General features: G+C 39.8%; 17 protein-coding genes. 16 read left to right on the top strand and 1 reads right to left on the bottom strand.

The genetic code is table 11. The annotated features are described in order from the left end of the window. Complete coding sequence (mhpT, locus tag AC5YD2_RS11110) at positions 1–1,218, top strand: 3-(3-hydroxy-phenyl)propionate transporter MhpT (RefSeq protein WP_496126392.1); 1,218 nt, start codon at positions 1–3, stop codon at positions 1,216–1,218. A 246-nt stretch (positions 1,219–1,464) separates the two neighbouring features. Here the strand turns inward: mhpT and AC5YD2_RS11105 are convergent, their stop codons facing one another. Further along, on the bottom strand, positions 1,465–2,280 hold the full coding sequence (locus tag AC5YD2_RS11105) for an IclR family transcriptional regulator (protein ID WP_496126391.1): 816 nt from the start codon (positions 2,278–2,280) through the stop codon (positions 1,465–1,467). A gap of 261 nt (positions 2,281–2,541) precedes the next feature. On the opposite strand from AC5YD2_RS11105, the gene AC5YD2_RS11100 reads away from it, so the two are divergent. The 15 genes from AC5YD2_RS11100 (at position 2,542) to AC5YD2_RS11030 (ending at position 16,483) form a co-directional block, all read left to right on the top strand. Continuing rightward, positions 2,542–2,847, top strand: a complete 306-nt coding sequence (locus AC5YD2_RS11100) for a non-heme iron oxygenase ferredoxin subunit (RefSeq protein ID WP_496126390.1) — start codon at positions 2,542–2,544, stop codon at positions 2,845–2,847. A gap of 27 nt (positions 2,848–2,874) precedes the next feature. Further along, complete coding sequence (locus AC5YD2_RS11095) at positions 2,875–3,174, top strand: recombinase-like helix-turn-helix domain-containing protein (RefSeq protein WP_496126389.1); 300 nt, start codon at positions 2,875–2,877, stop codon at positions 3,172–3,174. Between the two features lie 17 nt (positions 3,175–3,191). Beyond that, positions 3,192–4,259 carry a Rieske 2Fe-2S domain-containing protein gene (locus AC5YD2_RS11090; RefSeq protein ID WP_496126388.1) on the top strand — a complete coding sequence of 356 codons (1,068 nt, stop codon included), beginning with the start codon at positions 3,192–3,194 and terminating at the stop codon, positions 4,257–4,259. After that, entirely contained in the window at positions 4,252–5,016 is a 765-nt protein-coding gene (locus tag AC5YD2_RS11085) for an SDR family oxidoreductase (RefSeq protein ID WP_496126387.1), read from the top strand. Before AC5YD2_RS11090 ends, AC5YD2_RS11085 begins: the two co-directional genes overlap by 8 nt. A gap of 10 nt (positions 5,017–5,026) precedes the next feature. Next, on the top strand, positions 5,027–5,956 hold the full coding sequence (locus tag AC5YD2_RS11080) for a VOC family protein (RefSeq protein WP_496126386.1): 930 nt from the start codon (positions 5,027–5,029) through the stop codon (positions 5,954–5,956). A gap of 27 nt (positions 5,957–5,983) precedes the next feature. After that, a complete protein-coding gene (locus tag AC5YD2_RS11075) occupies positions 5,984–7,192 on the top strand; it encodes an NAD(P)/FAD-dependent oxidoreductase (RefSeq protein WP_496126385.1) in 1,209 nt (402 codons plus the stop codon). A gap of 44 nt (positions 7,193–7,236) precedes the next feature. Further along, a complete protein-coding gene (locus tag AC5YD2_RS11070; RefSeq protein WP_496126384.1) occupies positions 7,237–8,460 on the top strand; it encodes an MFS transporter in 1,224 nt (407 codons plus the stop codon). 113 nt (positions 8,461–8,573) lie between these two features. Then, positions 8,574–9,095 (top strand): cupin domain-containing protein, encoded by a 522-nt coding sequence (locus tag AC5YD2_RS11065; protein WP_496126383.1) that lies wholly within the window; start codon positions 8,574–8,576, stop codon positions 9,093–9,095. Between the two features lie 20 nt (positions 9,096–9,115). After that, on the top strand, positions 9,116–9,928 hold the full coding sequence (locus AC5YD2_RS11060) for an alpha/beta fold hydrolase (protein ID WP_496126382.1): 813 nt from the start codon (positions 9,116–9,118) through the stop codon (positions 9,926–9,928). Between the two features lie 21 nt (positions 9,929–9,949). Next, on the top strand, positions 9,950–10,744 hold the full coding sequence (locus AC5YD2_RS11055; protein WP_496126381.1) for an SDR family oxidoreductase: 795 nt from the start codon (positions 9,950–9,952) through the stop codon (positions 10,742–10,744). Positions 10,745–10,753: 9 nt separating this feature from the next. Continuing rightward, complete coding sequence (locus AC5YD2_RS11050) at positions 10,754–11,545, top strand: aspartate dehydrogenase (protein WP_496126380.1); 792 nt, start codon at positions 10,754–10,756, stop codon at positions 11,543–11,545. An 18-nt stretch (positions 11,546–11,563) separates the two neighbouring features. Then, positions 11,564–13,030: an aldehyde dehydrogenase gene (locus AC5YD2_RS11045; protein WP_496126379.1), complete on the top strand. Its 1,467-nt coding sequence runs from the start codon at positions 11,564–11,566 to the stop codon at positions 13,028–13,030. A gap of 50 nt (positions 13,031–13,080) precedes the next feature. Next, on the top strand, positions 13,081–14,721 hold the full coding sequence (locus AC5YD2_RS11040) for a thiamine pyrophosphate-binding protein (protein WP_496126378.1): 1,641 nt from the start codon (positions 13,081–13,083) through the stop codon (positions 14,719–14,721). 179 nt (positions 14,722–14,900) lie between these two features. After that, positions 14,901–16,100: a hypothetical protein gene (locus AC5YD2_RS11035; protein ID WP_496126377.1), complete on the top strand. Its 1,200-nt coding sequence runs from the start codon at positions 14,901–14,903 to the stop codon at positions 16,098–16,100. 269 nt (positions 16,101–16,369) lie between these two features. Beyond that, positions 16,370–16,483, top strand: a complete 114-nt coding sequence (locus AC5YD2_RS11030) for a hypothetical protein (protein ID WP_496126376.1) — start codon at positions 16,370–16,372, stop codon at positions 16,481–16,483. Positions 16,484–17,047 lie beyond the last annotated feature (564 nt).

Genomic DNA, 17,047 nt, shown 5'->3' with positions numbered 1-17,047 from the left:
ATGGAAAATGCACACACATACAGCAAAATTAATATTACTATAGTGATCTGTTTTATCATTGCACTGATTGAAGGTATTGATATTCAAGCGATTGGTGTCGCCGCATCTTCAATCAAGGAACATTTCGGTTTGGATTCGTCCCAACTCGGTGTGTTATTTAGTGTTGGAATATTTGGGTTGCTTCCTGGTGCGATTGTTGGAGGCTACTATGCTGATCGCTTTGGACGGAAAAAAGTACTCATTGGCTCAGTTATATTATTTTCTATCTTCACATTATCGATCGTTTTTGTTCAAACTTATTACGGATTGTTGTGGGTACGTTTTTTAGCGGGTTTAGGATTTGGTGCAGCATTACCGAATTTGATAGCCATGGTATCCGAATCAGTCTCACTGGAGAATAAAGGTAAGGCAGTGGGAATGATGTATTGTGGCATGCCCATCGGTGCAATTTTAATATCATTATGGGTTGCATTTGATAGCTCAAATGATTGGAAAGCGATTTTTTATGCAGGTGGGATCATTCCTCTCTTGATCGTACCATTTATGATTGCTTATCTGCCTGAATCTAGAGAATATCAAGAAATTAAGCAGATTAAGAAGCCACAAAGTTATTCAAAAGCATTGTTTAATGAAAATCAAAGCTTGAAAACTTTGCTCCTTTGGGCAGGGTGTTTCTTTACTGCCATGCTTTTATACATCATGTTGAGTTGGTTGCCATCATTATTTGTCGAATTGGGTTTCTCAAAGCAACAGGGAAGTATGGCGCAAGTTTTTTTCCAAATTGGCGCGACTGTAGGGACATTGTTATTTACGGGTCTGATTGATAAAGGCAATAAAGTCATTATCATTAGTGTGGTTTATGTGGGCATATTAATTGGCTTAGTGTTAATGAATAGTGCGCCCACACTCACGTTAATGTACATGGCTGCAGCATTTACTGGCTTCTTTATTATTGGTAGTAATGGCTTGTCTTATGCATTTAGTAGTTTTACCTATGTCACTGAACATCGTGGTCAAGGGGTAGGTGCTGCAAATGCCATTGGTCGTGTAGGCGCAATGGTTGGTCCTGCAATGGCTGGTTTTATTTTAAGCTCTGGTGGAGGAACCTCAGCTGTGCTTTTTTCTATGTTTCCGTGTGCATTGGTCGCATTAGTTGCAATGGGATTGCTTGCAAGGAAATTAGAATCAGATGCTGTATTGGCTAATAAATCAATTTAAATTAGACATTATAAAATCTATAGTGATTTCATTCATAGAATATTTAAAAAGGAAGCTGGTGCTTCCTTTCTATCTATCTTGATTGGTAGATCATATTTTTAAATGTTTTGGTTCAATACAGTGTGTGACATAGCAAAAGTGAATTCAATTTGGCGATTGAATTTTTATTTTCTCGCTATTCTTTGCACAGCGAATGTCAATAAGCTTTAAGAAGTGATTTAACTTATCAATTAGCTAAATTGGTTATCACCTATAAATAAATTTAGAAATTTTATCAGCATAATTAATGACTAATTTAGAAACGTCTTGTGTAAATTCAGCCTCACTGTAGGTACTTAATGGACAGCTAACGGAGAGTACAGCTGTAATCTGTCGTGTTGACTGATTATAAATGGGAGCAGCGCACGCAGCCATATCGGTATTAAAATGCCCCCAACTAATCATGCAGGGTTTTTGTTTGACTAGCCTCAAGCGTGCGAGTAACTCTTCTAAATTACGGGGGGTCATCTCAGAGTAAACCTCCCAATTTTTAAAATTTTGATACCGTTTGATGACTTCAGATTCTGACATGTTTGCCAATAATAATTGGCCAATCACGGTCGCATGAGCATGCCATCGCGTTCCCACATGGATATTACTTGTGAATGCACCCGTCGATTGCATATTGCTAATAAAGACAATATCGGTATTTTCTAAAATAGAAAGATGTACCGCAATTTTAATTCTATCGCGTAGCTCACGCATCAGTGGCGAAGCTAATTCGGTAATTGATGATTTCAAAAGGCTATTGAAACCTAACTCCATAACGTTGCTATTCAAAGCATAGGTCTTTTGCGACATTTTTCGGAGATAGCCGCAGAACTCTAAGGTATAAATTAAGCGAAAAGCACTTGACCGATTGACATCTAATTTTTCTGCAATTTCAGTAATCGTCATTTCCTGATTATGTTCATCAAACAATCTAAGGATTGATAAACCTCTTACCAAGCCTGGAACTAAATAACGCTCTTCATTTTTTTGCGCTTCTGGATCAAATCTAAGTTCAGCTTCAGTAGAGTCCATTTAAAAATTAACCTTAACAATGATATTTAAATTTACCCTAATTTAGGGATTCGCTACTCCATTTTAACATTATAAATTTCAAAAAAAATGTTGTAGGTAAAACAAAATTTTCTATTTGAAACGTTACTAAATATTTTTTTAAATTAAGTTACTGAATTATATTGATAAATAATGTTTGACATTTATTTTGTATAAATACTATCCTGATACTAAGTTTTAAATAATAAATAATGTTTTGCATGTAAAACATGGAGTTTTTTGATGAATTGGATTTCAGTATGTCAGATCGATGAGGTTGCAGAGGAAGAACCTAAAGCGATCGAGATCAATGAAAAGAAGATCGGGGTATTCATGATCGAAGAAAAGTATTTTGCGATTGAGAATGTTTGCCCACATGCATTTGCACTTTTAACTGAAGGTTTTATTGAAGATTCAACTGTTGAATGTCCGTTGCATGAAGCAATTTTCGATATTCCGACGGGGCGTTTAGAGAGTGGACCAGGTTGCCGCGATTTATGCACATATCCTGTCCGAGTTGAGAACGAAGAAATTCAGATTCAACTTTAAACATTGAGTGATTAGGGAAGATTTCAAATGAAGCAATATAACGAAAAACTAGCGAGATGGATCAAGGCAATGCCTTCAAGTGATGCTGGTATTAATAATATTCAGATTCCAGGTCAGGCCGAGCATTTGGTATGGCAAAACCGCTACAAAGAGCCAAGCCCGTATGAGCAGGATTTTGTTCAGCATTTAATTACTGCTTTCACGAATGGTATCACTGAATTAGATGACTTGGTAAATGCATTGAATGGTCAAGGATTTAGAGATGAATCTGGCGATTTGTGGTCAGTCGGAAGTTTTTCGACTGAAATGCAACGTTTAGGTTATTAACAGATAAGGACATCATGATGACTATTGCAGAAATGAATGTTGAACAATATTTAGACCTTGGTTTGCGTGATCAATGGTATCCAGTATTGGCAAGTTGGGAAGTGGGTTCGAATCCTGTTGGTATTACACGTCTAGGCGAAAACATTGTGGTATGGCGTGATGATAAAGGTCAGGTTCATGCATTGGAAGATCGTTGTCCACACCGTGGTGCACGTCTATCTTTAGGTTGGAACTTAGGTAACCGTATTGCATGTTGGTATCACGGTGTTGAAGTTCGTCATGATGGTGTGGTTGAAGATGTGCCGGCTGTACATGACTGTCCATTAAAAGGCAGCGACTGTGTAAAAACTTATCAAGTTCAAGAACTACACGGTGCAATTTTTATTTGGTTTGGTATTGATGTCAACGAAGCTCCTGCTGAACTTGTACTTCCAGATCAACTAGCAAGTGAAGAATGGAGTTCATTCCTGTGCATGGCAGACTGGAAAGTGAACCATCAATATGCAGTTGATAACGTGATGGATCCAATGCACGGTACGTATTTGCATTGCACATCGCATTCAATGGCGGACGGTGAAAAAACAGCAGCAATGAAACATCGCTCGACCAAAGATGGCTTTGTGTTTGAAAAAGAAGGTCAAACAGGCGTGAACTTTGACTGGGTTGAATACGGTCAAACAGGTACAGCTTGGTTACGTTTATCTATTCCTTATCGTAAGCAGTTTGGTCCAGGTGGTGAATTCTGGATTGTTGGTTTTGCAACCCCAATTGATGAAAACAATACACGCGTGTTCTTTTGGCGCTGCCGTAAAGTTTCAGGCTGGCAACGTAATGTATGGCGCTTTTTATATCGCAATCATTTAGAGCAATTGCATTGGGATGTATTAGAGCAAGACCGCATTATTTTAGAAAACCTTGCACCCAATGCCCGTAAACATGAATTCCTTTATCAGCATGATGTGGGCTTATCACGTTTACGCCGTTTAATGAAAAAAGAAGCAGAAAAGCAACTTCAAAAGTTTGCATCACTTCACAGTTCTCAACATGAAAACCGTATTGATATGAAGGAAGCGTCTCATGGCTAATCTGCCAATTTTAGCGGGTAAACGCATTCTTGTGACCGGTGCAGCACGGGGTTTGGGGCGTGATTTCGCTCAAGCTGTTGCTGAAGCTGGTGCATCAGTTGTCATGGCAGATATTTTGGCGGATTTGGTAAACCAAGAAGCAAAGGCACTCTTTGAACAAGGATTAGATGTTTCTGCGGTTAACATTGATTTAAGTCAAAAAGCATCTATTCAGCAAGCCGTTGATCAAGCGGTTGCAATGTTAAATGGCTTAGATGGCTTAATTAACTGTGCGGCTCTCGCAACAGGTGTTGGCGGTGTGTCAATGATGGAATATGACGAAGATCTTTGGGATCGCGTGATGACTGTCAATGTGAAAGGCACTTGGTTGGTCACACAAGCCTGTGTTCCGCACCTGAAAAAAGCGGGTTCAGGGAAAATTGTCAATATTGCATCGGATACCGCAATGTGGGGTGCACAACGTTTAATGGCTTATGTTGCAAGTAAAGGTGCAATTCTTTCCATGACACGTTCTATGGCACGCGAATTGGGTGAAGACAATATTTGTGTCAACACCATTAGCCCAGGTTTAACGCTTGTAGAAGCAACCGAATATGTACCTCAGGCTCGTCATGATTTGTATGTCAATGGACGAGCAATACAACGTCAACAACATCCACAGGATTTAAACGGCACAGCGATTTATCTACTTTCGGATATGTCTTCTTTCGTGACGGGTCAAAACATTCCTGTGAATGGTGGCTTTGTATTTAATTAAGGAGCAACACATGATCACAGGTATTGAAGTTCTAAAATTTGGTGTTGAAGACCGAGCTGAAGCGAAAACCTTTTTGACCGATTTTGGTTTAACAGCAACTGCTTCGGATATTGAGGGTACAGATTTATATCAAACCCAAAATGGCTGCAAAATTTATTTATTTGATATTGCAGATGCGCGTTTACCAGAAGCAATTGAAGCAGGCTCTACATTACGTGAAGTGACTTGGGGGGTTGAAAATGATCAAGACCTTGAAGCGTTAAAAGTAAAGCTTTCCGCTGAACCAAATTTTTTAGCAGGCGACGCTAAAGTGCAATGTCTTGACCCAAATGGCATGACGATTGTTTTTGAAAAAACGATTACGAAAGATGTTGCTCAAGCACGTACAGAAGGCATTAACCAATTTGGTAACGTTCAGCGTGTAAATGCTGCTAGCCCTGTTTATGAAAAAGCAGAGCCTGTTGATATTGGTCATGTTGTATTTTTCGCACCAGATTTAAAAACTACTCAAGCCTTCTATATTGAAAAATTAGGCTTCCATTTATCTGATGCTTATACAGATAGAGGTGCTTTCCTGCGCTGCCGAGGCGAGGGTTACCATCATGATTTGTTCCTACTGTCTATTCCCAATAAACCAGCGGGTTTAAACCATGTTGCTTTTGTGGTTCGTGATATTCACGAAGTGATTGGTGGTGGTTTGAGTATGAACCGTCAGCAATGGTCAACATTTATTGGTCCAGGTCGTCATCCGATTTCATCTGCATATTTTTGGTATGTAAATTCGCCATTGGGCGGTGCATTTGAGTACTACACCAACGATGACTACTTAACAGAAGAATGGCAACCACGTGAAGAAGAACATCGTCTAGAACTCTTTACAGAGTGGGCGATTGAGGGTGGCTTGGATCACGAGACACGTCGTCAAGTAAAACCAGCGTAATGAATCGAAGATAAGGATATCGACAACATGAATAAAATTGTGATTATCGGTGCTGGGCAAGCTGCGGGTTGGGCCGTTCATACGCTACGAAACCAAGGATATAACGGTGAAATTCATGTTGTATCGAATGAAGATCAAGTTTTTTATGAACGCCCACCTTTATCAAAACAAGTCCTAGCACAAGAAGCGTCTACAGAAAGTTTAAATTTATTTTCAGCAGCGCAAATTGATGCGTTCTCATTGATTTGGCACAAACCCGATTCTGCTGTGAATATCGATAAATTCGCTAAGACGGTTCAGTTGCAAAGTGGGAAATCGCTTGCATATGACAAGTTATTGATCGCTACGGGAAGCCGTGCTCGTATTCCAGTCGCGCAATGGTCAGAACTTAAAAATGTTTACACCCTGCGCGATATTCAAGATTGCCAAAACTTAGCAGAACAATTTAAGACAGCGAAAAACATTGCGGTGATTGGCGGTGGTTGGATTGGTCTTGAAATTGCGGCAACAGCACGTCAGCAAGCTAAAAATGTTGAAATTTTTGAGTATGGTTCTCGTCTTTGTGCAAGAAGCGTAAGTCCAGAAGTTTCAACTTTTCTAAAAAACTTACATGAAGATGCGGGCACCAAAATTCATTTAAATGCGACTCAATTGAATCTGAATGAAATTGAAAATCAGAAAATTGAAGTGCAAAACGTGGAGAGCAGTTCACATATATTTGACTGTGTCGTGGTTGGTGCAGGCGCTGAAATTGCCAAAGAATTAGCTGCCGCTGCATTGCTAGAGGTTAAAGATGGCATTGTTGTGAATGAATATGGTCAGTCTTCTGATCCAGATATTTATGCAGCAGGTGATGTCGCAATACATCCAGCTTTAGGGTATTGCATTCAATCTTGGGCAAATGCACAAAACCAGGCGATTTCCGCAGCAAAATCAATGTTAGATGAACTGACACCCTATCAAGATATTCCTTGGTTATGGTCAGATCAATATCAATGCAATATTCAAATTTTGGGGACGTATCAACCTGATGAAATTGCACAAGTGGTTACACGTAAAACACATTTTACTCAGCAATGCTTTTTCTATCTGAATGAAAAAAATCAGCTGATTAATATGATTGCAGTCAATGATCCCAAATTAGTAAAACTTGCAAAAAGATGGTTAGCAAGTGCAAAGACCTTAGATCCACGACAACTACAAGATCCAGAATTCAATCTGATGAAATTGAAATAACAGGACTAGCCAACTCACTTAGCGCATATTCGAAGGAACGTAACATGGAAAGTGAAACAAAGACAGGTATAAAACATTGGACACCAGCCGTCATTTTAATGATCTGTGTGATCCTCGCATTTTTTGACAAAATCAGTATTGCTGTTCTGTTTTCAGATGCAACATTCATCGATGTAATGGGTATTGGTCAAGACAAAGCAAAACTAGGATGGTTGATGACCAGCTTTTTATTGGCATACGGTTTTTCATCCATGTTTTTAAGTTTTTTAGGGGATATTTTTTGCCCGAAGAAAATGTTGCTTTGGAGTGTGGCTTCATGGGGTTTACTCATGCTTGCCATGGGTTTCACTTCTGATTTTACAACCCTTGTTGTATTGCGAATCTTATTGGGATTGGCTGAAGGACCGTTATTTGCATTGGCTTATACCATTGTGAAACAGACCTATACCGATCGTCAGCAAGCACGGGCATCGACGATGTTTTTACTTGGAACACCCATTGGTGCATTTCTAGGGTTCCCAATCACCGCTTATGTCTTAGCCCATTATGACTGGCATTCTACATTTTTTGTAATGGCAGCCTTAACGCTTGTTGTCATGCTGTTGGCTTACTTTGGTCTTAAAAATCTCAATTTGAAACGCACTGTCGATTTGGACGGTGTGGCAAAGCGCGTCAACTTTAAAGAACATGTTGCCAATACGAAAAAGCTTTTAAGCAACAGTGCATTTTGGTTGATCTGTATTTTTAACATTGCCTTGATGACTTACCTGTGGGGGCTCAACAGTTGGGTACCTTCATATTTGATTCAAGACAAAGGTTTTAATCTAAAAGAGTTTGGTATCTATGCCAGTTTCCCGTTCATTGCCATGTTGATTGGTGAAATTGTCGGTGCTGTCTTGTCAGACAAGATGGGTAAACGTGCAATTCAAGTCAGTGGTGGATTATTTGTCGCAGGTATTTTTATGTACCTCATGGTCATTGCAACCCATCCAATGATGGTGATTTTAGCCATGTCTTTGAGTGCGATGGCTTGGGGCTTTGGTGTTGCAGCAGTATTTGCATTACTGGCACGTATCACAACAGCAGATGTGGGTGCGACTGCAGGTGGGATCTTTAATGGTTTGGGTAATTTTGCCAGTGCAGCGGCGCCAGTCATTATCGGTGCAATTGTGATGCAAACAGGCAGCTTCAATCTAGGTATTACATTCCTTGCAGTCGTTGCAGTCGTTGGTTCGTTCTTCTTAGCGCCATTATTGAAGAAGTACTAAAAAACAAAGTTTGCATGTCACATGTCGTGATTCGTAAATAAGCATTTAACAAACGGACTGAATGAGATCTTGAGTCATGACGATTCTGTCCAAACCTTGAAGGAGTGAGTTTCATGTCAACTCAACAATTTGAATCTTGGAAACAACCAGAAAATAAAACGCTCGAAGAGTGGATTGGTGGACGTATTGCTCGCTTTGAAACGCGTAAATATGATTTTGACGCACTGAAGTTCCAAGCAGATTACGATCCTAAATATCGCCGTGCACAAATGCGTTATATGGGTACAGGTGCAACGGGTGTTGCTGATGATAGTAACACTGTACCGGCTGAGAACTTCACATTCTCAACCATGGTGCTACCACCTCAGTGTGAAGGCCCCTTACATATTCATCATGACGTAGAAGAAGTGTTTTTTATGCTTCGTGGTGAAATTGATTTATTCATTGAACATGAAGGTGAGAAGTTCTCTACACGTTTAAAAGAGCGTGACTTGATTTCAATTCCACCAGGGATTTACCGCGGATTGTTTAATCCAGGGACTGAAGATGCATTGATGTGTGTGATGTTAGGGACTGGAAAGCCAACCATTCCTAACTATCCACCTGAGCATCCATTGTCTCAAATCAAGCGTTAATTTATTCAGGATAGGAAGTCATGACTTATATCGAGCAACTCGAACAATTTGAATTGAAAACCATTCAATTCGACGGTGTAAAACAGTCTTATAGAGAAGCAGGGCAAGGACAAACCTTGGTATTACTCCACGGCATTAGTTCGGGTTCGGGTTCTTGGGTTAGACAACTGCAAGATTTAAGTCGTGACTTTCATATCATTGCTTGGGATGCACCAGGCTACGGTCAATCAGATGTATTAAATACAGCACAACCCAATGCAACGGACTATGCCAAACGTTTAAAAGGTCTGTTAGATGCGTTGAATTTAAACAAGGTTATTTTGGTTGGACATTCATTGGGCGCATTACAGGCTGCAGCATTTCATGCTTTATATCCTGAGTGTGTGAGTGCCTTAGTTCTTGCGAATGTAGCGCAAGGATATAAAGGTTTTGATGCTCAAAAACAAAAAGACGTCTTTGAAAAAAGACCCACTATGTTGAAAGAATTGGGTGCAACGGGAATGGCACATTCACGTGGACCTTATTTAGTTGCGCATGCAACACAACATGCGATGGAACTGATTACTGCTGTTATGCAAGACATCAGCTTAGATGGTTTTACGCATGCATCTTATTTACTGGCTTACGACGCAATACAACCTTATTTGCAAGAACAGCAAAAAAACACGCACGTCGTCATGGGCATGTCAGATGGCATTACTCCTGCACAAGATATTCAGGCATTGGCAGATACCTATAAATTCGCTCATTGCTATCCAATAGAAGACGCTGGGCATTTGAGTTATCTCGACCAAGCAGAACAATTTAATCAAATTTTATTATCGCTTAAGTAAACGTTTATGTGAGTTATGGATATGAGTTTCCAATTGAATGGGAAAAATGCAGTGGTCACAGGTGGCTCGTCAGGCATTGGACTGGCAACGGTTGAACTCCTTGTTGCTGAAGGTGCCAATGTGGCGTGGTGTGGTCGTAATGAACAACGCCTTGCAGAATCAAAAGCATTTATTTTGTCGCGTTATCCAAATGCAAAACTGTTAACAGCAACATGTAATGTTCTAGATAAAGCCGATGTTATTCAGTTTGCAAAAAGTGTGGAAAAAGAATTTGGTGGTGTTGACCTCCTAATTAACAATGCGGGTCAGGGACGTGTTTCAAACTTTGAAAATACTGAAGATGAAGATTGGTTAAAAGAAATTGAACTGAAATATTTCAGTGTATTGCATCCTATCAAAGCATTTTTACCTGCTTTAAAGCAGTCGAATTTTGGTTCTATTACCAATGTAAATTCACTGCTTGCTTTACAACCTGAACCGCACATGATTGCGACTTCTTCAGCACGTGCTGCCTTGTTGAATTTAACGCACTCAATGGCACATGAGTTTTCACAGTACAACATCCGTGTGAATTCAATCTTGCTCGGTATGGTGGAATCGGCACAGTGGAAACGCCGTTTTGCAGAGCGTTCGGATCAAAGCCAAACGTGGGAAGAATGGATTGGCAACATTGCGAAAAAACGTGGCATTCCCATGGCGCGTCTAGGTAAACCCGAAGAACCAGCACGTGCATTGGTATTCCTCGCATCACCATTGGCTTCATACACCACAGGCTCAACCATTGATGTGTCTGGTGGCTTTAATAAGCATTTATAAGGTGAACCTATGAAACAGTTAATGATGATTGGTTTTGGTGCAATGGCAAATGAAGTACGTACACATTTGCCTAAAGATCTTGAGTTGAAATGGGTGGTTGTACCTGAACGTAGTGTTAAAGCCGTGAAAGAGCAAGTTTCCTCTGATGTACAGGTCATTTCAAAAATCGATGATTGCGTAGGTGAACCGGATTATGTCATTGAAGTTGCGGGACAAGCAGCGGTAAAAGAGCATGCTGAACAGGTCTTAGCACGTGGTTGGACCATTGGTCTCATTTCAGTAGGTACATTGGCAGACCCTGTTTTTTTTGAACAATTGCAAAAAACCGCAGAAAAATCAGGAGCGCATCTTCATCTTCTTGCAGGTGCCATTGCGGGCATTGATGGCATTGCCGCAGCCAAAGAAGGTGGCTTAGAAAAAGTCACTTATAAAGGGTGTAAAAGCCCAAATAGCTGGCGTGGTAGTTATGCGGAAAAACTCATTGATTTAGACAATGTGAAAGAAGCGACTGTGTTTTACAAAGGCACAGCTCGTGAAGCTGCTTTGAATTTTCCTGCAAATGCCAATGTTGCAGCAACTATTGCTTTAGCGGGCATTGGAATGGATGAAACTCAAGTTGAATTAACGGTTGATCCACATATTCGTCAAAATAAACACACCATTGTGGCGACAGGTCGCTTTGGTCAAATGAGTATAGAAATGATTGGTGTTCCTTTGGAAAGTAATCCAAAAACTTCAACATTGGCTGCATTGAGTGTGATTCGTGCATGCAGAAATAGCGTAGACGCAATTCAGATTTAAAAGGGATAGGTGAGTGCCATGGTAAAAGAAATTTATATTGCAGGTGAGTGGCGTCTTGGTCGAGGGAATGTGATTCAAAGCCTATTTCCAGCAGATAACTCGGTGAATGCCGAAATTTCAACAGCGACGTTAGAAGATGTTGAAGAAGCCATTGTGAAAGCAGATCAAGCTTGGCGTAAGCCTGAGTGGCGTAATTCATTACCGCATGAGCGTGCAAAAATTTTGTATCGCGTGGCAGATATTATTGAGTCACGTGTAGATGAATTATCAAAACTTCAAACACGTGATAATGGTAAGCCTTTATCTGAAACACGTGCATTAGTGATGAGTGCTGCTGCAACTGCACGGTTTAATGCGGCTGCATGTGAAACCTTTAATGAAGAGTTAACGACTCAGCGTGCACCTGATTTCATGACTATGAGCGTGCATGAACCTATAGGTGTGATTGCAGCAATTACACCTTGGAACTCACCCATTGCAAGTGAAGTTCAAAAACTTGCACCTGCAATTGCAGCAGGGAATGCAGTGATTCTAAAACCTGCTGAAGCGACATCACTCATTGCATTAGAACTTGCAAAAATCTTTGAAGAAGCCGGCTTACCCAAAGGTATTTTAAGTGTACTTGTAGGTCGGGGTTCAGTCATTGGTGATGCCATTGCACAGCATCCTTTGGTGCGCAAAATTTCATTTACAGGTGGTACAACCACAGGTCGTCATCTCGCGCATATTGCCGCAGAAAAGTTGATTACGACTTCGCTTGAGTTAGGTGGAAAGTCACCAACCATCGTGTTCCCAGATGCTGATATTGAAATTGCGGCGAAAGGCATTGCTTACGGTATTTTCAGTTCAGCAGGTCAGGCATGTATCGCAGGTTCACGTTTATTTATTCATTCATCTATTTACGAACAGTTCCTAAAACGTCTTGTAGAAATCACTGAAGGTTTGCGTGTCGGACATCCTGAAACACCCAATGTACATATGGGCTCGCTGATTAACCAAAAGCATTTGGAGTCTGTACATCGTTATGTAGAGCTTGCAAAATCTGAAGGTGGAACGGTTGTCACAGGTGGCGAGGCGATTACTGAGGGTGAATTTGCCAAAGGTAGTTTTTACAAACCCACCATTATTACAGGCTTAAAAAATAGCGCACAAACCTGCCAAGAAGAAATTTTTGGACCAGTACTTGTGGTGATGTCTTATGACAATGAGCAGGACTTGATTGAACAAGCCAATGACAGTTGCTTTGGTTTAGCCGCTGGGATTTGGACAGAAAATTATCGTAAAGCATGGAAAATTGCACGCACTTTAGAAGTCGGAACGGTTTGGATTAACACCTATAAAAAGTTCTCAATCAGCGCACCCTTTGGTGGATTTAAAGACAGTGGTATAGGTCGTGAGAAAGGTCGATTAGGCATCCTGTCTTATATGCAACAGAAAAGTATTTATCTCGGTTTAAACGAACAAGCCAATCCTTGGTCTGACTAAACCACCATTGCACAATAGATTTGAAATTAAAAAAATTAAGGAATGATGAAATGACTGAAAAAGTAAATGTAGGCGAAGCAATCGCAAGAGTTCTAGAAGCACACCAAGTCAAAAGTATGTATGGCGTAATTTCTATTCATAATTTACCGATTGCAGATGCAGTAGGTCGCCGTGAAAAAATCCGTTTTGTTGCAGCCCGTGGTGAAGCAGGTTGTGTGACGATGGCGGATTCAGACTCTCGTTTCACAGGTTTAGGTGTTGCACTGACAAGTACGGGGGCAGGCGCAGGTAATGCAGTGGGTTCACTGATCGAAGCAATGAATGCAGGAAGTCCAGTATTACATTTAACAGGTCAAGTTGAACGTGAATATTTAGATCGTGATGCAAGTTTTATTCATGAAACAAAAGATCAACTCACCTTTTTAAAAGCATCGAGCAAAGCAGCATTTCGCATCACAAGTCCTGACAATGCAGTGGGTGTGATTCGTGAAGCCATTCGTGTGGCAACGACAGTACCGATGGGACCTGTCAGTGTCGAAATTCCAATTGATGTGCAAGCAGCAGAAATTGATTTGCCTGCAAATTTAGGTCCTGTCAAAGCATTACACATTCCTGTGGCTGAAGATGCAGAAGTGAGCTTCATTGCTGATGCAATTAAAGTGGCAAAACGTCCAGTTTTTTGGATTGGTGGCGGTACTTTAAATGCAGTTGAAGAAGTCAAAGCCATTGCAGACTTAGGTATTCCTGTTGTGTCCTCTACCCATGCACGTGGCGTTTTAGCGGATAATCACCCACGTACACTCGGTGCATTTCACAACTCCGCAGCAGTTGAAAAATTACTACAAGATGCAGATTTATTGGTTGTGGTAGGTTCACGCTTGCGTAGTAACGAAACCAAAACTTATTCAGTGGTATTCCCTGAAAATATAATTCAGGTGGATGCAAACCCAGTAGCACAACAACGTAACTACAAAATTGGTCAATTTGTTTGTGCAGATGCGAAAGACACACTTGCACGTGTTGCCAATGCATTATCAGGCGTATCAAAAGTAGATGCAGCGTACGATGCAGAAATTAAAGCAGCTCGTGAGAATGCTATAGACGCTTTGCGTACACAGATGGATCAATATGCACTGATTTGTGATCACTTGCGTGCAGCACTTCCTGAAGATGGCATTTTTGTACGTGACATCACCATGTCGGGCAGTACTTGGGGGAGTCGTTTATTTCCAGTACAAACACCGAATAAAAATATTCACTCACTTGCAGGTGCGATTGGTTTAGGTCTTGCACATGCCATTGGTGCATCCATTGCCAATCCAAGCAAGAAAGTCGTGGGTTTAGTCGGTGATGGTGGACTCATGTTAGGTATTGGTGAAATTGCAACCATGGCGCAAGAAAATACCGACATGGTGTTGATGGTCATGAACGATGGTGGATATGGCGTAATGCGTGGTATTCAAAATAATTACTTCGGTGGTCGCCAATACTTCAATGAATTGCATACTCCAGATTATCAAGCTTTAGGCGAATCTATGGGTGTGAAAAGCTGGAAAGTAGGTAGCGCAGAAGAGTTCAAAACAGCGATTAAAGAAGCCATTGATTTGAATGGCCCTGCCGTGATTGAGTTAGATATGAACTCGATTGGTCCACTTAAATTTGCAGGTCCACCACAAAAGAAATTGTACTAATCTGAAAATACGTCAGGGAATGAATGGAAAGCTTAAAGATGTTCTATCTCTTTTTATATGGATACGGTTGATTGAGTTGAAATGATCGCTCAGAGATAGAATTTTTTTTAAGTAAAATAAGAATTAAACATTGTTTTAAATATAAAACTAATTTTTTTATTATGTTAGGGAAAGCAAAAATGAAAAAGACAATTTTAGTGACAGCGGTACTTTTAGCAACCATCTGTTTGTCTACAACGCTGATGGCAAAAGACAGTCCATTGGAATGGAAAAGTGAGGATGGTGCACATTCATTTGAAGTGGGTGGGGTAATCCGCTTTAATCACCGTTATGAACAATGGCAACCCAGTGATAATCGTGGATTTGGAAAATTAGATTTTGATATTTTTCGCCTAGATTTCAAAGGGAAATATGGCGATTTTTATTTGAATGCCAGCCCGATTCTCCAAGATCAAGAAATGACCTCAATCGAAAAAGCGTATGTGGGCTATAACATTGATCAAAATCAAAGTATTGAAGCGGGTTTAGTGTATAAGCCATTTGCGCTATATCCCTATCCGCAAAATGGTTGGACGTATCACATTCCATTTTTCTTAGGTTATGGAAACAATATTGCACCAGGTGTGAATTGGAATTTTAACAATCAAGACTGGGATATTAAGTTGGGTTACTATCCACGCATGTTGGATGCTGATTTACGTTATTCACCAGAATCTGGAACCTATGATGATTTTTCAGAGAATCATTTGCCTTTCCAAGCGGCTTATCAAAATGAAAAACACAACCAATTTAATGCTCGCGTTGTACATAAATTAGAAACGAAAACATTAGGTAAACATGAAATTGGCTTATCTGGTTCGGTATCGCAACTGCATAATAAAATCACTGATGATGACGGTAAATATTATGCAGTGGGATTTCATACCAACAGTAACTACGAACGTTGGAATTTACAATCGTCTGTGATTAAGTATGAATATGATGCTAAAAATCCAGCGGGCGTTAGCAATGATATGACCCTTATGGGGGCCAATGGTCTGACACCATCGTATTTTATTGCCTCAGAGGGAACAATAGGCAGTCTAAACATAGCCTATACTTTACCAATTAAAGATATGGGTAAACTGAAAGCAATTCGTTTTTACAATGACTATAGTTATTTAGATAAAGAACGCAGTGATTGGGATGCATCACAGATGAACACCACAGGTGCAATGTTTATCGCTTCACCTTTTATGATTTGGGCAGATTATACATGGGGTAAAAATGCCAATATTATTGGCGGCGCGAGTAATGGAACTGGATTTACCTCAGCTGATTCAATCAATAGTGATAAGTGGATGTATCGAGTGAATTTAAATCTAGGATTTAGCTTCTAGATTTATTTAAGTAAATGATACCCCTCAATGGGGGCGTAGCACTTGATAATGATATAAGGCTTACTTAGGTCAATACAGTGATTGATGGGGGATGGTGTTATTGATCTATTATGTTATAAAAATATTAAGTCAGCAGAAAAACTAATTTTATTATAAATAGTCCATCAATTTTATTGACATAGATCAGTCAAAAATCAGTTAGATATTATGCTTGATGAAGTGGTTGGATAAGCTAGAATCAATTAAGTTATGTTAAAGGTTCAAGCGATATGAGTTTTCTAAAAAAGAAAAACAAAGCGAGTTTTGTATTTTTCATTATTACTCTTTATTCATTTTTGGGTTTTGGCATTGGTTATGTGATTTGGGAGTTTTTTTTATCATAGATAATAAGGTTACGTACAAAAGCTGATGTATGTAACCAGCCAAAATTAATTTCGATTTTTATACTTAAAAATGGACGTGAGCTATGTATTTTTCAATTAAAATCATCTTAAACCTCACCATATGAAGCATTTTATTAAATATCGGGTCATTTATTGATCATAAGATCATTTAATTGATGAGTTTGGATTAAAAAATAAACACTCGATGTTTTTAAGATAAAATGGGGGTTGCGTGATAAATAAAACTGTATAGAATACGCAGCATCCCGACGCGATACAGCAAACGAACTTAGCTGAACAGGTTAAGTTGTTGAGATGTATTGTGTTGAACTTGTCTCTGACGAAGAGCAAGAAGATCATTAAGAGATTATGAAGAACAACTTGTGTGGATTTTTACTGATTGATTAATCGAAATTATTTTCATTGATTGATGGTAGAAATGACTCGAAGTTTATTTGAGAAATATTTGTCAGAAGATTGATGAGCCAAGATTGGTGCCCTATAGGCACTAAGCAATATTAAACTGAAGAGTTTGATCATGGCTCAGATTGAACGCTGGCGGCA

The organism is Acinetobacter sp. CY73 (genome assembly GCF_059515865.1).
This window is presented reverse-complemented; position numbering and strand designations above follow the sequence as displayed.